Annotated in this window: 14 protein-coding genes and 1 pseudogene; 14 read left to right on the plus strand and 1 reads right to left on the minus strand. The window is 39.1% G+C overall.

Annotated features, from left to right (window positions below; translation table 11 throughout):
• The 13 genes and pseudogenes from MLE14_RS12425 to MLE14_RS12485 all read left to right on the plus strand — a co-directional run.
• A pseudogene (locus MLE14_RS12425) lies at window positions 1-192 on the plus strand (group II intron reverse transcriptase/maturase); the annotation flags it as partial.
• 177 nt (window positions 193-369) lie between these two features.
• Entirely contained in the window at window positions 370-759 is a 390-nt protein-coding gene (gene nusB / locus MLE14_RS12430) for a transcription antitermination factor NusB (protein ID WP_243298701.1), read from the plus strand.
• A gap of 15 nt (window positions 760-774) precedes the next feature.
• Complete coding sequence (gene folD / locus MLE14_RS12435) at window positions 775-1,623, plus strand: bifunctional methylenetetrahydrofolate dehydrogenase/methenyltetrahydrofolate cyclohydrolase FolD (RefSeq protein ID WP_243298702.1); 849 nt, start codon at window positions 775-777, stop codon at window positions 1,621-1,623.
• A gap of 118 nt (window positions 1,624-1,741) precedes the next feature.
• The gene (gene xseA / locus MLE14_RS12440; protein ID WP_243298703.1) at window positions 1,742-3,103 is read left to right on the plus strand and encodes an exodeoxyribonuclease VII large subunit; all 1,362 of its coding nucleotides are present in this window, start codon (window positions 1,742-1,744) and stop codon (window positions 3,101-3,103) included.
• Window positions 3,087-3,323, plus strand: a complete 237-nt coding sequence (gene xseB, locus MLE14_RS12445) for an exodeoxyribonuclease VII small subunit (protein ID WP_243298704.1) — start codon at window positions 3,087-3,089, stop codon at window positions 3,321-3,323. Before xseA ends, xseB begins: the two co-directional genes overlap by 17 nt.
• On the plus strand, window positions 3,320-4,213 hold the full coding sequence (locus tag MLE14_RS12450) for a polyprenyl synthetase family protein (RefSeq protein ID WP_243298705.1): 894 nt from the start codon (window positions 3,320-3,322) through the stop codon (window positions 4,211-4,213). The genes xseB and MLE14_RS12450 overlap by 4 nt, the downstream gene beginning before the upstream one ends.
• Window positions 4,214-4,390: 177 nt before the next feature.
• On the plus strand, window positions 4,391-6,283 hold the full coding sequence (gene dxs / locus MLE14_RS12455) for a 1-deoxy-D-xylulose-5-phosphate synthase (protein WP_243298706.1): 1,893 nt from the start codon (window positions 4,391-4,393) through the stop codon (window positions 6,281-6,283).
• Window positions 6,284-6,286: 3 nt separating this feature from the next.
• Window positions 6,287-7,114 (plus strand): TlyA family RNA methyltransferase, encoded by an 828-nt coding sequence (locus MLE14_RS12460; protein WP_243298707.1) that lies wholly within the window; start codon window positions 6,287-6,289, stop codon window positions 7,112-7,114.
• A 100-nt stretch (window positions 7,115-7,214) separates the two neighbouring features.
• Window positions 7,215-7,664, plus strand: coding sequence for a transcriptional regulator AhrC/ArgR (gene ahrC, locus MLE14_RS12465; RefSeq protein ID WP_243298708.1), 450 nt, complete (start codon window positions 7,215-7,217; stop codon window positions 7,662-7,664).
• Between the two features lie 15 nt (window positions 7,665-7,679).
• A complete protein-coding gene (gene recN / locus MLE14_RS12470) occupies window positions 7,680-9,395 on the plus strand; it encodes a DNA repair protein RecN (RefSeq protein WP_243298709.1) in 1,716 nt (571 codons plus the stop codon).
• Window positions 9,396-9,932: 537 nt separating this feature from the next.
• The gene (spoIVB, locus tag MLE14_RS12475) at window positions 9,933-11,216 is read left to right on the plus strand and encodes a SpoIVB peptidase (protein WP_243298710.1); all 1,284 of its coding nucleotides are present in this window, start codon (window positions 9,933-9,935) and stop codon (window positions 11,214-11,216) included.
• A 264-nt stretch (window positions 11,217-11,480) separates the two neighbouring features.
• The gene (spo0A, locus tag MLE14_RS12480; RefSeq protein ID WP_243298711.1) at window positions 11,481-12,272 is read left to right on the plus strand and encodes a sporulation transcription factor Spo0A; all 792 of its coding nucleotides are present in this window, start codon (window positions 11,481-11,483) and stop codon (window positions 12,270-12,272) included.
• Window positions 12,273-12,450: 178 nt separating this feature from the next.
• Window positions 12,451-13,185, plus strand: a complete 735-nt coding sequence (locus MLE14_RS12485) for a glycerophosphodiester phosphodiesterase (RefSeq protein ID WP_243298712.1) — start codon at window positions 12,451-12,453, stop codon at window positions 13,183-13,185.
• A 55-nt stretch (window positions 13,186-13,240) separates the two neighbouring features.
• Here the strand turns inward: MLE14_RS12485 and MLE14_RS12490 are convergent, their stop codons facing one another.
• A complete protein-coding gene (locus MLE14_RS12490; protein WP_243298713.1) occupies window positions 13,241-13,471 on the minus strand; it encodes a DUF2627 domain-containing protein in 231 nt (76 codons plus the stop codon).
• A gap of 236 nt (window positions 13,472-13,707) precedes the next feature.
• Here MLE14_RS12490 and MLE14_RS12495 point away from each other — a divergent pair, with 236 nt between their 5' ends.
• Window positions 13,708-15,768: a sigma 54-interacting transcriptional regulator gene (locus tag MLE14_RS12495; RefSeq protein WP_243298714.1), complete on the plus strand. Its 2,061-nt coding sequence runs from the start codon at window positions 13,708-13,710 to the stop codon at window positions 15,766-15,768.
• Window positions 15,769-15,839: the final 71 nt, after the last annotated feature.

Below are 15,839 nucleotides of genomic sequence, written 5' to 3' on the forward strand. Positions count from 1 at the left end.
ACGAGGATTAAAAGACTGATTACCTTAGGGGTTCCACCACATAAAGCATACGAATGGGGGAATTCTCGGAAGAAATACTGGAGAATCGCTTGTAGTCCAATCTTAAACAAAACCCTCCATAACTCCTATTGGAGAAATCGAGGGTTGAGAAGTCTAGCGGAACGATATGAATTTTTGCGTCAATCATCATAATTGAACCGCCGTATACCGAACGGTACGTACGGTGGTGTGAGAGGTCGGGGGTTAGTCACCCCCTCCTACTCGATTGAGCAGATAAAAGTCACTCATTGACAAGTTTTCTTTAGTTCTTTTCATATGCTATGATAGTGTCTATGTAAAAATAATTTTCATTATTGAGAGGTACGGTATATGAAAAGGAGAACAGCACGGGAAAAAGCATTGCAGGCACTTTATCAAATTGAAGTAAGTAAAGCGTCCGCAGATGAAGCGATTGAAAACATTTTGGAAGGAGAAGAATCAGACGATTATTTAACCTTTTTAATAAATGGTGTAGTAACCCATCAGTCTGAGATTGATTCCACAATCGAAAAGCACTTGCAAAAATGGAGACTAGACCGCTTAAGTGTAGTCGACCGAAATTTATTACGTCTAGCCACTTTTGAGCTTCTACATAGTGAAAGTGTACCTTCTAATGTTGTACTGAATGAAGCGATCGAAATTGCCAAGATATACGGGGATGATAACTCCAGTAAATTTATCAATGGCGTTTTGTCCAATATAAAGCAGAATAATGAATGAAGAGGGGGAAACATGATGACTGCAGAAATTATAAGCGGTACTGCAATTGCACAGGAACTGCGGAATCAATTATTATCCGACATCAAAAGCCTAGCTAATCAAAGCATTGTGCCAGGATTGGCTGTAGTTTTAGTTGGGAATAACCCAGCGTCCAGAACCTATGTTAAAAATAAACAAAAGGCTTGTGAAAAGCTAGGGATTGAGTCGCGATTAGTGGAACTGGAAGAAGCAGCATCCGAACAAGAACTGCTAGAGGTTATCAAAGAATTAAATAATGATAAGGCAATCGATGGAATATTGGTTCAACTTCCGCTTCCCCCTCACATCGATGAAACGAAAGTAATAGAAGCCATTTCTCCGGAAAAGGATGTAGATGGATTTCATCCGATTAATATTGGCAGGATGATGACAGGGCAAGCTTGCTTTTTGCCATGTACGCCATTTGGAATTATAAAAATGTTTGAATCAATCGATTATTCGTTGTCTGGCAAACATGTAGTGGTAATAGGCAGAAGTAATATTGTTGGCAAACCGATGGGACAACTTTGCTTAAGCAAGAATGCAACAGTAACATATTGTCATTCGAAGACTCCAGACTTAAAAGAGTTTACCACTCAGGCGGATGTAGTGATTTCAGCGGTTGGAAAAACCGGATTAATTACAAAAGATCATATTAAAGAGGGAGCCGTTGTCATTGATGTTGCGATGAATCGCGATGAAAACGGGAAGCTTTGCGGGGATGTCTTATTTGATGAAGTTAAAGAAAAAGCAAGCTACATTACCCCTGTCCCTGGCGGAGTAGGGCCGATGACGATAACTATGCTCCTTTATAATACAGTTCAATCAGCTAAAGCAAAGCTATAAGTGAATCTGCAGTCATCACTAAATAATATGGGGTGACTGCTTTCTTTTTGTTTTATATAATGAAGACAAGCCAATTATAGGATTTTAGTCTTAATAGCATGCCTTAAAGGAGCTTTTTATGGCACAAACAAAGTATTTAACAGTTTCTGCATTAACTAAATACATAAAACGAAAATTTGATTTTGATCCTTATCTTCAGGATTTTTATCTTAAAGGTGAGATTTCCAATTTAAAAAAACATTCGAGCGGACATCTTTATTTCACATTAAAGGATGACCAGGCAAGGCTGCTTGCTATTATGTTCGCAAGTCAAGCCCGGAGTGTCCCATTCACTCCCGAGAATGGAATGAGCGTTTTAGTAAGAGGGGAAATTTCAGTTTACGAAGCAAACGGGCAATATCAAATGTATGTGAAAGAAATGAAGCCAGATGGAGTAGGCTCACTGTTCTTGGCATTTGAACAATTAAAAGAAAAGCTTGAAAAGGAGGGGTTATTTTCTCAGGAGAGAAAGAAAAAAATCCCTCTTTTCCCTAAAACCGTTGGGGTCGTAACTTCACCGACCGGGGCAGCGGTGCGTGATATTATAACGACGATTCAAAGACGTTTTCCAATAGGGAAAGTAATTCTTTTTCCTGCACTTGTGCAAGGAGAACAGGCGCCACCTTCGATTGTAGAGGCGATTGAAAAGGCTAAGAATTATAAGGTCATTGATGTTTTAATTGTCGGCAGAGGCGGAGGCTCGATTGAAGAATTATGGGCCTTTAATGATGAAAGGGTTGCAAGGGCGATTGCCTCCTCTCCGATTCCGATTATTTCGGCAGTTGGGCACGAAACTGACTTTACAATCAGTGATTTTGTTGCAGATCTTCGTGCCCCCACGCCAACTGGGGCGGCTGAATTAGCGGTACCATTGCTTGAGGATTTATATCAGAGGATTCATGATAAAAAATTAAGGCTAACCAGGGCTATCGGAAACAAACTGAAGGTGGATCGGATTCATTTAGGAAAATTGACGAATTCATATGCCCTCCGATCACCCAGAAGACTGTATATACAAAAGATGGAAAAAATGGATCGCCTTCATGAAACCTTGCATCGGGAAATGCAAAGACTTATTGGAAGCAATCATGACAAGCGCGCAGTCTTACAAAACCGATTGCTCCGTTCTGCACCATTAGCAATGATAAAACGAAAAAGTATTGAACGGGAAGTTTTACAAAGAAACTTGCAAAGAAATATGCTGGTACATTTAGAAAAACAAAAGCAAACTTTTTCAGTCGTATTGCACACGTTACAAGCCTTAAACCCACTCTCTATTCTTGAAAGAGGATATAGTGTCACATATAGTGAAACCGGCCAGCTTGTAAAAAGCATTCATTCAGTAGAAAAGGGAGACACCATTAGAGTGAATGTAAAAGACGGGATTTTACATTGTGAAATTCATGAAAAGGAGAATATAGGTCATGAAGGAAGATCGTAAATTTACATTTGAAGAAGCCATGCATGAATTAGAGAAGATAGTGGAGAGACTTGAGGAAGGGGAAGTTCCGCTAGAGGAAGCCATTTCTATTTATAAAAAAGGCATGGAATTATCTAAGTTTTGCCATGATCAGCTTAAACTGGCAGAAGAGCAAATGGTCAATATTATGACTGAAGAAGGAGAGTTAAAACCATTCACCGTAGAGGAGGAAAATCGTTGAAGTGCCTTGAATTTGACCAATTTTCACTAAAGGCTAAAAAAATACTTGAAGCAGAGCTTTCAACGATTATGGATGAAATAAAGTGTCCTGGCATTTTAAAAGAAGCCATGCATTATTCATTACAAGCTGGAGGAAAAAGGATCAGACCATTGTTATTATTTGCAACAATGGATTCGCTTGAGGCGGATTGGCAGAAAGGTGTGAAAGTTGCCGCAGCCATCGAAATGATTCATACCTATTCTTTAATTCATGACGATTTACCGAGTATGGATGATGATGATTTAAGAAGAGGAAAGCCTACCAACCATAAAGTATTTGGAGAGGCTATTGCAATCTTAGCGGGTGATGCACTTTTAACGCAAAGTTTCCGGGTCCTTTCCGCACTTGACTCGGCCCTCTTTTCAGATCGCCAAAAGCTTGAAATAATTGCCTGCTTGTCCCAATCAGCAGGTGCGGAAGGAATGGTTGGCGGACAAGTAGCTGATTTATTAGGAGAGGAGCAACAAGTTTCGTTAGAGGAGCTCGAATCCATTCATATTCATAAAACAGGAAAGCTTTTAGCTGCCTGTGTGGAGGCAGGATGTATTCTTGCAGATGTGAATGAACCAATCCGCCAATTATTCCGAAGTTTTTCATATCATTTAGGTCTTTCCTTTCAAATAAGAGATGACATTTTGGATCAGGTCGGTGACGAGCAAACGATTGGAAAACCTGTAGGAAGTGATCTTTCGAATAAGAAAAGTACTTATCCATCTATTCTTACGCTAAAGGGCGCAGAAGAAAAATTGTCATATCATATTGATGCAGCGAAAAGTGCATTGCAAAAGATTGGCGGAAATCCTCATTATCTAAATATGATTACGGATCTAGTTGCAACAAGAGATCATTAATAATAAGTTCTTGATTTCCCCATGCATTTTCGTTGTAAACGTCTATTTCTTGTAGAATATGTATAGAACGTTATAATAAAGAAAACAACAAATTGTTCAAATGGGATAAAAGGCAGATTATTAATTTCTTTGACCTTATTCAAATGAGGTTAAATCTGATGAAAGTGAGTGTTAACATTGGATCTCTTCAATATAAAGGATCCTTCTTTTCTAAAGTCGATGACAACGTCAGAGTTGGAAGCGCTTAGTAAAGAGATCCGAACTTTCCTCATTGAAAATTTATCGAAAACGGGCGGACACATTGGGCCCAATCTTGGTGTGGTTGAGCTTACGATTGCTCTTCACAAATGCTTTGACAGTCCTAAAGATAAATTGATATGGGATGTAGGGCACCAATCGTATGTACATAAAATACTGACGGGCCGTGCCAAAGATTTTGAAACCTTAAGGCAATATAAAGGGTTAAGCGGTTTTCCTAAAAGAGATGAAAGTGAACACGACGTGTGGGAAACTGGGCATAGCTCTACTTCTCTTTCGGCTGCAATGGGAATGGCCATTGCCCGTGATTTGAAGAAAGAAAAAAGCTTTATTATTCCGATTATCGGAGACGGTGCCCTAACAGGCGGGATGGCGCTTGAGGCACTCAATCATATTGGGGCGGAAAAAAAGAACATCATTGTGATTTTGAATGACAATGAGATGTCGATTGCGCCAAATGTAGGAGCCTTGCATAATATTTTAGGAAGACTGAGAACGGCTGGAAAATATCAATGGGTTAAAGATGAATTAGAATACGTTCTGAAGAAAATTCCTGCAGTCGGTGGACGCTTAGCATCTACAGCAGAGAGAATTAAGGATTCATTAAAATACTTGGTAGTTTCAGGGATATTTTTTGAGGAATTAGGATTTACGTATCTCGGCCCCATTGATGGTCATTCATATCATGATCTGTTTGAAAATATTCAATACGCGAAAAAAACAGAAGGACCTGTTTTACTGCATGTTATTACGAAAAAGGGTAAAGGTTATCAGCCTGCAGAAGCAGATAAAATTGGGACCTGGCACGGTACAGGACCTTATAAAATTGAAACAGGCGATTTTGTTAAGCCGACTGCAATTGGACCAGCATGGAGTAAGCTAGTTAGTGAGACAGTTCGAAAATTAGCAAGAGATGATAAAAGAATTGTCGCTATTACTCCTGCCATGCCGGTAGGCTCGAAACTTGAAGGATTTGCAAGCGAATTTCCTGACCGTATGTATGATGTCGGCATTGCGGAACAACATGCTGCAACAATGGCAGCAGGTCTTGCTACGCAAAATATGAAGCCCTTTTTAGCGATTTATTCTACGTTCCTGCAACGGGCTTATGATCAGCTTGTTCATGACATTTGCCGTCAAAATTTAAATGTTTTTATCGGCGTTGACCGGGCTGGGTTAGTCGGAGCCGATGGCGAAACACACCAAGGTGTCTTTGATGTTGCCTTTTTAAGAAATTTGCCTAATATGGTTTTAATGATGCCTAAAGATGAGAATGAGGGACAGCACATGGTTTATACTGCATTACAGTATAACGATGGTCCGATAGCGATGCGTTTCCCGCGCGGAAATGGTATAGGTGTTCCGTTAGATAAGGAATTGCAGATGATTCCGATTGGCACTTGGGAAGTATTAAAAGAGGGTAAGGATGCTTGTATATTAACCTTCGGCACCACTATTCAAATGGCGCTCGAAGCAGCTGATAGCCTTGCCAAACAGGGTATATCCGTGAAAGTGGTAAATGCACGTTTTATCAAACCGCTTGATCACGATATGCTTATGGAAATTTTGAGGGAAGAAATACCGATTTTAACGATTGAAGAAGCTGTCTTGCAAGGCGGTTTTGGAAGTGCCGTATTAGAATTTGCTCATGATCATGACTTTCATAATGCAAAAATCAGCCGAATGGGGATTCCGGATAAGTATATTGAGCATGGCAGCGTGTCAAAACTGTTGGAAGAAATCGGTCTAACTGCTGAGCAAGCGGTTAATCTATTAGCAAACATGATTCCACAAAAACAAAAAAGGGCGTAAGGAATGACTGAAAAAAAAGAAAGACTAGATGTGCTATTAGTCGAGCAAGGTTTGTTTGAAACTAGAGAAAAAGCGAAGCGGGCTATTATGGCGGGCCTGGTTTATTTAAATGAAGTAAGATTGGATAAACCTGGGGAAAAGATTCCGGTGTCTTCCAATCTTTCAGTAAAAGGAAATGTTATGCCCTATGTGTCAAGGGGCGGTCTAAAGCTGAAAAAAGCAATAGATAGCTTTGGATTAAATGTAAATAATAAAATTATGATTGATGTGGGCTCCTCCACCGGCGGGTTTACCGATTGCGCCCTTCAAAACGGAGTGATTTTGTCCTATTGTATTGACGTAGGATATAATCAGCTGGCGTGGAAGCTTCGCTCAGATGATCGTGTTGTGGTTATGGAAAGAACCAATTTTCGTTACGTTAAAAAAGAGGATTTAAAAGGTCCCACTCCTAATTTTGCAACGATTGATGTGTCCTTTATATCCCTCACACTGATTTTGCCTGTACTCAAAACATTAATTGAAGATGGGACAAATATTGTGGCACTGGTTAAACCTCAATTTGAGGCTGGAAAAGATCAGGTTGGCAAAAAAGGCATCGTACGAGATGTAAAGATTCATGTTGAAGTAATTGAAAAAATTATCGATTTTGCCCTGAATGAAGGCTATAGCGTGAACGGACTGACATTTTCCCCAATCACGGGAGGGGAAGGAAATATTGAATTCTTGCTCCTGCTTCATTGGACAAGGGAAGAAAGTAAGAATAATCTCACAGTCCCTATAGCAGAAGTCGTCCGACAAGCACATGAAACACTAAAAGGAGCTTCATCTTGAGGCTTCTTTTTTATCTTTCCATATACCTATCTTATCCATTTTTCTTCTTTATGATATGATGGTGAAAAATAGAGTCCATTAAAAATGAGGTGTTAAAGGGTTGAATAAGGGTCAGAGACAAATCAAGATAAGAGAATTTATATCCAATCATGAAATTGAAACACAGGATGAATTAGTAGATCTTTTGCGGGAAGCTGGCTTTAATGTAACGCAAGCTACTGTATCGAGAGATATTAAGGAACTCCATTTAGTGAAGGTTCCCTTAATGGATGGGCGCTACAAATATAGCCTTCCTGCCGATCAGCGATTCAATCCGCTTCAAAAACTTAAGCGAACATTAATGGATGCATTTGTGAAAATCGATTCAGCAGGTCATTTTATCGTTCTGAAAGCATTGCCAGGGAATGCACAGGCTATTGGTGCATTAATTGATAATCTAGACTGGGAAGAAATTATGGGAACGATCTGCGGAGATGATACATGTCTGATTATTTGCCGAAAACCGGAAGATACAGATATCATCTCGAAGCGATTTTTAGATATGCTGTAAAAGAGGGTGACCCAGTTGTTAGCCGAATTAACGATTCGAAACTTTGCGATTATAGACGAATTAACATTTTCATTTAAAGAAGGACTGACGGTATTAACAGGAGAAACAGGAGCAGGAAAATCTATCATTATTGATGCCATCGGTTTACTTGCAGGCGGAAGAGGTTCGACTGAGTTTATCCGTTATGAAGCTGAAAAGGCTGAACTAGAAGGTCTCTTTTTTGTGGAGCCAAACCACCCTGTTTGTGCAAAGCTAACAGAATATGGCTGCCCGGCCGAAGAAGGCAATATTATTTTAACGCGTGATATTTATAAGAATGGGAAAAGTGTGTGCCGGGTAAATGGAAAACTTGTTACCATTGCTTTGTTAAGGGAAATCGCTGCTTCGCTTATTGACATTCACGGCCAAAATGAGCATCAAATTTTATTAAATGAAGATAAGCATCTTTCTCTGCTTGATCAATATGGCGGACAAGAAATAGAAAAAGCATTACATGCTTACCAAGAGTTATTTGCAAAGTTTGAAAAAACCCAAAAACAATTAAAGCAATTAAGTCAAAACGAACAAGAAAACGCACATCGTATAGATTTATTACAGTTTCAGCTAAATGAAATTCAAAGTGCCAATTTAGCCCCAAATGAAGATGAAGAATTAAAGCTCGAAAAACAAAAGCTGATCCATTTTGAACAGCTATTCAAGCAGCTGCAGCTTACCTACGATGCCCTGCAGGGAGAACAAAAAGGAATGGATTGGCTCGGCCTAGCGATGTCGGAATTAGAACAGGTTCAAACGATTGACCCGAAAGCAAAGGAATGGTATGACACTGTAGCTAACGCTTTTTACAGCCTTGAAGATGTCGTACGTTCTGTTCGTGATCATATTCATAATTTTGAATTTGATGAAGAACGATTAAATGAAGTTGAAAGCAGATTGAATGAAATTAGCCAATTGAAGAGAAAATATGGGAAAAATGTATCGGAAATTGTGGAATATGCAGCCTCGATTGAAGATGAGCTAGACCGATTGCAGAACCGTGAAACACATATTGAAGAACTGACAAAGCATTTGCGTTCAATTGAATTAGATTTAGCCATTGAAGCAAAAAACTTACAGGAAATCCGGGAAAAATACGCAAAGCAGCTGACAGATGATATTCATCAGCAATTAAAGGATCTCTACATGGACAAAACGAAGTTTAAAGTTAAATTTAACCCATCTGCCCAGTATACAAAATATGGACAAGGTTCAGCGATATTTCTGCTTTCCCCAAACCCGGGCGAGCCATTAAAACCATTATCGAAGGTTGCTTCTGGGGGAGAATTGTCACGAATCATGCTGGCCATTAAAAGTATCTTCTCTAAACATCAGCATATTACTTCGATTATTTTTGATGAGGTTGATACAGGAGTCAGCGGAAGAGTAGCACAATCCATGGGTGAAAAGATGTATGAGCTTTCCGTCGATTCACAAGTACTTTGTATTTCGCATCTTCCACAAGTTGCAGCAATGGCAGATTCTCACTATTACATCGCTAAAAATATTGAAAATGAACGAACGACTGCGGAAGTGAAAATTTTAGCATGTGAAGAAAGAATTGATGAGATTGGCAAGATGATGTCGGGTACTGAGATTACTGAAGCTACCAGGCAGCATGCGAAAGAATTAATTGCATATGGGGAACGATATAAACAAGCATTTCTTCAAAATAGAAAGAAATCGGTTCAGGTTTAAGAAAAAGCCGCTATTATCAAGTGGCTTTTTGTTTTACCTAAAGGTCGTACGTCCCTTATACAGCTAATCATTTCGCTCCGCATTTTCTCTTTCCAGCTTCGAGGCTTAGATGCTTGATATGTCTATCTTCTGCATGGCAAAAACGCGCCATTACGAGGTTTGTCTTGTGCTTGTCGCCTCTAAACAAAGCCCCTCCGCTTTTCTTTGTCCAGCTTCGGGACTTAGAGGCTCGAGTCACAAGCCAATCCTCTGCGTGGCAAAAATCACGCCACTACGAGGCTGGTCTTGTTTGTCGCCTCTAAACAAAGCCCCTCCGCTTTTCTTTGTCTAGCTTTGGAGTCTAGCCCCTCGAGCACTTCAGCTCCTCCTTCAGAAGCAAGAAAAACGCTTCTTTGGAGGGGCCTCCAGTGCTTTTCGGGGCTGTTCAAGACTCCTCCGCTTTTCTTACTATATCCAGTTATAATTGGGTGGGTCAAAGGCAACATTAAAAATGTAGCCATTCCAAATTGTCATCTAAAGAAGCGAGGAGAGTGTGAAATGAAACGTGAGATATTTAGAATAGCAACAGGAATTCTTCTCCTTGTTTCTTTACTAGCCCTTAACTTCTTTAAGCCCTTTCAAGAATATTTATCAGTTCCACAGCAATTAACCCTGTTTCAGGGAAGCGAAGAAACATTTACGGTTTCAGCCCCTGTTTCAGTAAAGCCTGCCTCTGATGATACCGTTTCTGTTTTCAAACAACAGAACCACTTAACTGTTCAAGGTAACCAACCAGGCACACAAGAGGTCGTCTTTGAATTAGCTGGTCTGCCCATTAAACGTGTGGGAGTCAATGTATTAAAGGATTTTAAAGTAATTCCTGGAGGACAATCAATAGGTGTAAAGCTTAATACACTCGGGGTATTAGTAGTCGGATACCATCAAGTCGATACAAATAAGGGGAAAGTATCGCCTGGTGAACTTGCAGGAATCCAAGTCGGTGATATTATAACCAAGATCAACGGTGAGAAAATTGAAAAAATGTCTGATGTTGCTCCTTATGTACAGGCTGCCGGGGAAAAGGGAAAACCATTGGAGTTAGAAATTAAAAGGGAAAAGGAAACGGTTAAGACTCAATTAATGCCGCTCCAAAATAAAGGTGAATCCAATTATAAATTGGGTCTTTATATTCGTGATTCAGCAGCGGGAATCGGAACGATGACTTTTTATGACCCTAAAACAAAGAAATATGGAGCACTTGGACATGTGATCTCAGATATGGATACAAAAAAACCAATTGTAGTTGAAGATGGTCAGATTGTCCGCTCTACTGTCACTTCGATTGAAAAAGGAAAAGGCGGAGACCCAGGGGAAAAGCACGCCAGATTTACGTCTGAACATCAAGTCATTGGTAATATTACTCGAAACAGCCCATTTGGCATTTTTGGTAAATTAAACAATGATATTGAAAACGGAGTTATGGATAAAGCGATACCAGTGGCACTTTCTCACCAGGTAAAAGAAGGTCCTGCGAAAATTTTAACGGTAGTTGAAAATGATGAAGTTGAACTGTTTGACATAGAAATTGTAAGCACAATTCCACAAAAGTTTCCTGCAACGAAAGGGATTGTCATTAAAGTAACTGATAAACGCTTGTTAGAAAAAACTGGCGGTATCGTACAGGGGATGAGCGGAAGTCCAATTATTCAGGATGGAAAGTTAGTCGGTGCTGTCACTCACGTTTTTGTAAATGACCCTTCAAGCGGGTATGGTGTTCATATTGAATGGATGCTGAATGAGGCAGGAATCAATATATATGAAAAAGAAGAAAAAGCAAGTTAACAGGCGTTCAAGGCGCCTGTTTTTTTTGCCCAATAAAAGAGCATATGCATCCTTAGATAAAGATTTTTCGACAATTACACATGATAACAGGGTGTCAAATATCGAAATGGGTCGAAAATAGAAGAAAACAAGAGAAAAGAGGAGATTTAGACTATTTTTTAACATTTTTTCAAAAAAAGAAAGGATTTTTTATTGCATTGTCGAAATTGTCAGTTAGAATAGAAATCAAGTGATATTTTTTGACAAAGTTGAGGAGGAACACAGTTGAAGAAGATTAAAGTTTGCATTGTGGATGATAATAGAGAGCTAGTAGGCTTAATTGAAGAATACGTCTCCGAACAGGAAGATATGGAAGTTGTGGGAGTTGCTAATAATGGCCAAGACTGTCTGCAGCTTTTGGAAGAAACTGAAGTAGACGTTTTAGTATTAGATATTATAATGCCGCATTTAGATGGATTGGCTGTGTTAGAAAAGTTAAGAGAAAGTAAAAGATCACCATTCCCAAATGTCATTATGCTGACAGCTTTTGGCCAGGAGGATGTTACTAAAAAAGCGGTTGAATTAGGAGCGTCTTACTTTATTTTAAAACCATTTGATATGGATAACCTCACGAATCATATCCGCCAGGTTGCCTCCAAAATGAGTGTGAACATGAAAAAGTCAGTAGGACAATCAAGACCTTCTCAATCTGAATCAAAAGGTAAAAATTTAGAAGGAAGTATTACCAGCATTATTCATGAAATTGGAGTTCCAGCCCATATTAAAGGATATTTATACTTAAGAGAAGCAATTTCTATGGTTTATAACGATATTGAACTGCTTGGATCGATAACAAAGGTGTTATACCCAGATATTGCGAAAAAATATAATACAACAGCAAGCCGTGTAGAACGGGCTATTCGGCATGCCATTGAAGTGGCTTGGAGCAGAGGAAATATTGATTCGATTTCATCTTTGTTTGGCTACACAGTAAGTATGTCTAAAGCCAAGCCAACTAATTCCGAGTTTATTGCAATGGTAGCAGATAAGCTTCGCCTCGAACATAAGGCTTCTTGAATTGATTTCCAGTGAAATAAACTCTGCTAATCAGTTTATATGGAGTTGACGTGTAAGGTCTTTTCCTCTCATCATTATCTAGAATAAGTAATGTTGAACTTTCTAGGTTGATGCAGGTGGATCAGACCTTTTTTACTGTACTACTTTTTCGTATGACGGATACATGAGGAGGTGGAGCATGACGCTTATTTTTGCGCATAGGGGATCAAGTAAGTCGGAACCCGAAAATACAATGCCTGCTTTTAAAAAGGCATTAAAAGACGGAGCAGATGGGATTGAATTAGATGTACAGTTGACCAAGGATGGAGAAGTTGTTGTTATACATGACGAAAAAGTAGATCGGACCACAAACGGAAAGGGCTATGTAAAAGATTATTCTTTACAGGAATTACAGAAGCTCCATGTAAAAAGTCAGTTTCCCGTTTTACATAAGGTGACAATCCCCACTTTGATCGAAGTCTTTGAATGGTTAAGCAGAAATAATTTGCTCGTTAATATCGAATTAAAAAATGGGGTGTTCCTGTATCATTCTTTGGAGGAAAAAGTGATACAGCTGATTCGGCTGTACCGTTATGAACAAAGGGTCATTCTTTCCTCGTTTAATCATTATAGTATCGTCCATTGCTATCAGTTAGCTCCAGATATTGAAACTGCGCCGATTTATAAAAGCGGTATTTATATGCCCTGGGTCTATGCTCAAAGCATCCGTGCCAGAGGATTACATCCCCACTACTTAGCAGCACCAGATTTGATGGTTAAAGAAAGTTTAAAAAATGGAGTCTCCGTTCGCCCTTGGACTGTTAATAAAGAAAAAGATATAAAACGTTTGCTTGCAATCGGATGTTCAGCCATTATTACGGATTACCCTAAAAAAGCAGTTGAATACCGAAACCAAATAAAAAAACTTTTATAAATCGCCATAAATAAAAAACGACCCTGACAGATGGGTCGTTTTCCCTTTTTCATTGTTATCGGAAACGGTTTTGAACTTTTCGATTTTTTTTATCGCGTCGAAAGATGAAACCTGCAATAAAGCCAATACCACCTACTGTAAGGATGAGTCCTAATAAAAATTGGAGCCATAGAAAGGGAATCGGTTCGTGTAATATCGCGAAAACCGTATCTCGCATCCATTTGATTCCAACCCCAGCCAAAATCCCAGGAATCACTAAAATGATTAAAGCCACGATTCGGTCCATTTTATATCTCCTCATATGTAAAGCTTTAGCTAAAATGCCTATTCGCTGGTTATCAGACATGTTAATAAACAATGCTGTTTAACAGTCTGGATTTAAAATCTTTAATACATTTTTTAGCCAAGTTTTCTTTCATCTTATCATAGGAAGGGTGAAAAATCATTTGTAAACTTTTTGTCTTTTCATTAAAATGAAGGATATGAAAGAATTTGCAAACCTTAATAAAGGTGTGAAAGAATTTGCAGAACGTTATGATTGTTGGAGCTGGAAAGGGTGGAACTGAACTTCTTAAGATTTTGCATGAGACTGAAATTTTTACAGTAGCGGCGGTCATTGATGTGAATCGCGATGCTCCTGGAATGGTTTTAGCCCGTCAGCTTGATATCCCGGTTTTTTCAGACTGGCGCCCACATTTAACAAGTAAAATTGATATTGTGGTCGAAGTAACCGGGAAAGAGGACGTTTTTAATGAAATACGAGAAAAACGCAGTAAAGAAACAGTTGTCATTCCGGGAAGTGTAGCCTTTATTATCACGAAATTAATCAATGAAAAAAAGGATTTAATTCAGCAGTTACAGCATGAATCCGATTTACGGGATTTGATATTTAATTCAACCAATGATGGAATGATCGTCATTGATGTTGATTCGAGGATTGTCCTATATAATAAAAGTGCCGAGAAAATGGTTGGAGTCAAAAAAGAGGATGCCCTCGGCGTACCTATTCAGAACGTAATACCAGACAGCGGACTGCCTAGAATATTAACTACCAAGAAGAGCGAAGTAAACAAGGAACAAGTTTTACAAAACGGACTCAAAATCATCACTACCAGAATTCCAATGATTGATTCTCAAGGAAAGTTATATGGAGCGTTTGCTGTATTTAAAAACATAACTGAGGTTGTTCATTTAGCAGAAGAAATCACAAACTTAAAAGAAGTTCAAACGATGCTTGAAGCCATTATTCTCTCGAGCGATGAAGCTATTTCAGTGGTAGATGAACAGGGAAAAGGAATTCTTATTAATCCGGCCTATACCAGGCTTACGGGGTTATCGAAAGAACAAGTGATTGGCCAGCCGGCCACGGCAGATATTTCAGAAGGGGAAAGCATGCATCTTAAAGTCTTGCAAACGCGAAAACCGATTCGCGGAACAAAGATGAAGGTCGGCCCAGGAAAAAAAGAAGTGGTTGTTAATGTCGCTCCTATAATCGTTGACGGAAAGTTAAAGGGCAGTGTTGGTGTTATTCATGACATGTCCGAAATTCAGGCATTAACCAATGAATTAAATAAGGCAAAGCAAATCATTCGCTCATTGGAAGCCAAATATACGTTTGATGATATAATTGGACAATCGGAAGAAATGCAAATTGCGATTGAACAGGCAAAATTGGCGGCACGAACACCAATTACCATCCTCCTGAGAGGGGAATCAGGAACCGGGAAAGAGTTATTTGCCCATGCTATACATAATGATAGTAACCGCAAATTTAATAAATTTGTAAGAGTAAATTGTGCAGCGATTTCTGAGTCATTGCTTGAGAGTGAACTTTTTGGCTATGAGGAAGGGGCCTTTTCAGGAGCGAAAAGGGGAGGCAAGAAAGGTCTTTTTGAGGAGGCTCATAACGGGAGTATTTTTTTAGACGAAATCGGTGAATTATCCTTAAATACACAAGCGAAACTATTAAGAGTCCTTCAAGAGCATGAAATTATTCGAGTGGGGGGTACAAAGCCCATCCCAATTAATGTCCGTGTCATTGCTGCCACTAATCTCAATTTAGAAAAAGGGATGGCTGATGGCAGATTTCGGGAAGATTTATATTACCGGCTTAATCGAATGCCTATTCATATCCCGCCTTTACACCAAAGGAAACAAGATATTCCTTTACTGTGTGAGCGGCTATTACAAAAAATCAATCAGGAATACGGACGAAATATTGAAAATGTGAGTGAAGCGGCACTAGACAAGCTCATGGAGTATAACTGGCCAGGGAATGTCAGAGAGTTAGAAAATGTATTAGGACGAGCGGTTATTTTTATGAAATTTCACGAGAAAGTCCTGAAAGCATCTCATATCCCGACATTAGGAAACAAAGAAACAACTGCTTTCCATTCAGGTATAAACGGTGAATCAGCTGGCCAAAAAAATAAAAAATTAATCGATCTTTTAGATCAATATGAGAAAATGGTTGTTTTAGAGCGTCTGGAAAAATGTAATGGCAATAAAACAGCCTGTGCCAAATCGTTAGGCATTTCAATCAGAAATTTATATTACAAGTTAGAGAAATGGGAGCTTGAATAATTTTGCCTGCAATTCATTTCATGGTATGCAAAAAAATGCATGATTTGAAATAATTAAAATGAAGCGCTTTC

The sequence above is a fragment of the Bacillus litorisediminis genome (assembly GCF_022808645.1).
GTDB classification, from domain to species: Bacteria; Bacillota; Bacilli; order Bacillales; family JC228; genus Bacillus_BF; species Bacillus_BF litorisediminis.

Excerpts from the sequence above, each read along its gene's own strand:
- MLE14_RS12490 (WP_243298713.1), bottom strand. The coding sequence starts at position 13,471 with ATGGACCGAATCGTGGCTTTAATCATTTTAGTGATTCCTGGGATTTTG.
- xseB (WP_243298704.1), top strand. The coding sequence starts at position 3,087 with ATGAAGGAAGATCGTAAATTTACATTTGAAGAAGCCATGCATGAATTA.
- spoIVB (WP_243298710.1), top strand. The coding sequence starts at position 9,933 with ATGAAACGTGAGATATTTAGAATAGCAACAGGAATTCTTCTCCTTGTT.
- folD (WP_243298702.1), top strand. The coding sequence starts at position 775 with ATGACTGCAGAAATTATAAGCGGTACTGCAATTGCACAGGAACTGCGG.
- xseA (WP_243298703.1), top strand. The coding sequence starts at position 1,742 with ATGGCACAAACAAAGTATTTAACAGTTTCTGCATTAACTAAATACATA.
- MLE14_RS12460 (WP_243298707.1), top strand. The coding sequence starts at position 6,287 with ATGACTGAAAAAAAAGAAAGACTAGATGTGCTATTAGTCGAGCAAGGT.
- nusB (WP_243298701.1), top strand. The coding sequence starts at position 370 with ATGAAAAGGAGAACAGCACGGGAAAAAGCATTGCAGGCACTTTATCAA.
- MLE14_RS12485 (WP_243298712.1), top strand. The coding sequence starts at position 12,451 with ATGACGCTTATTTTTGCGCATAGGGGATCAAGTAAGTCGGAACCCGAA.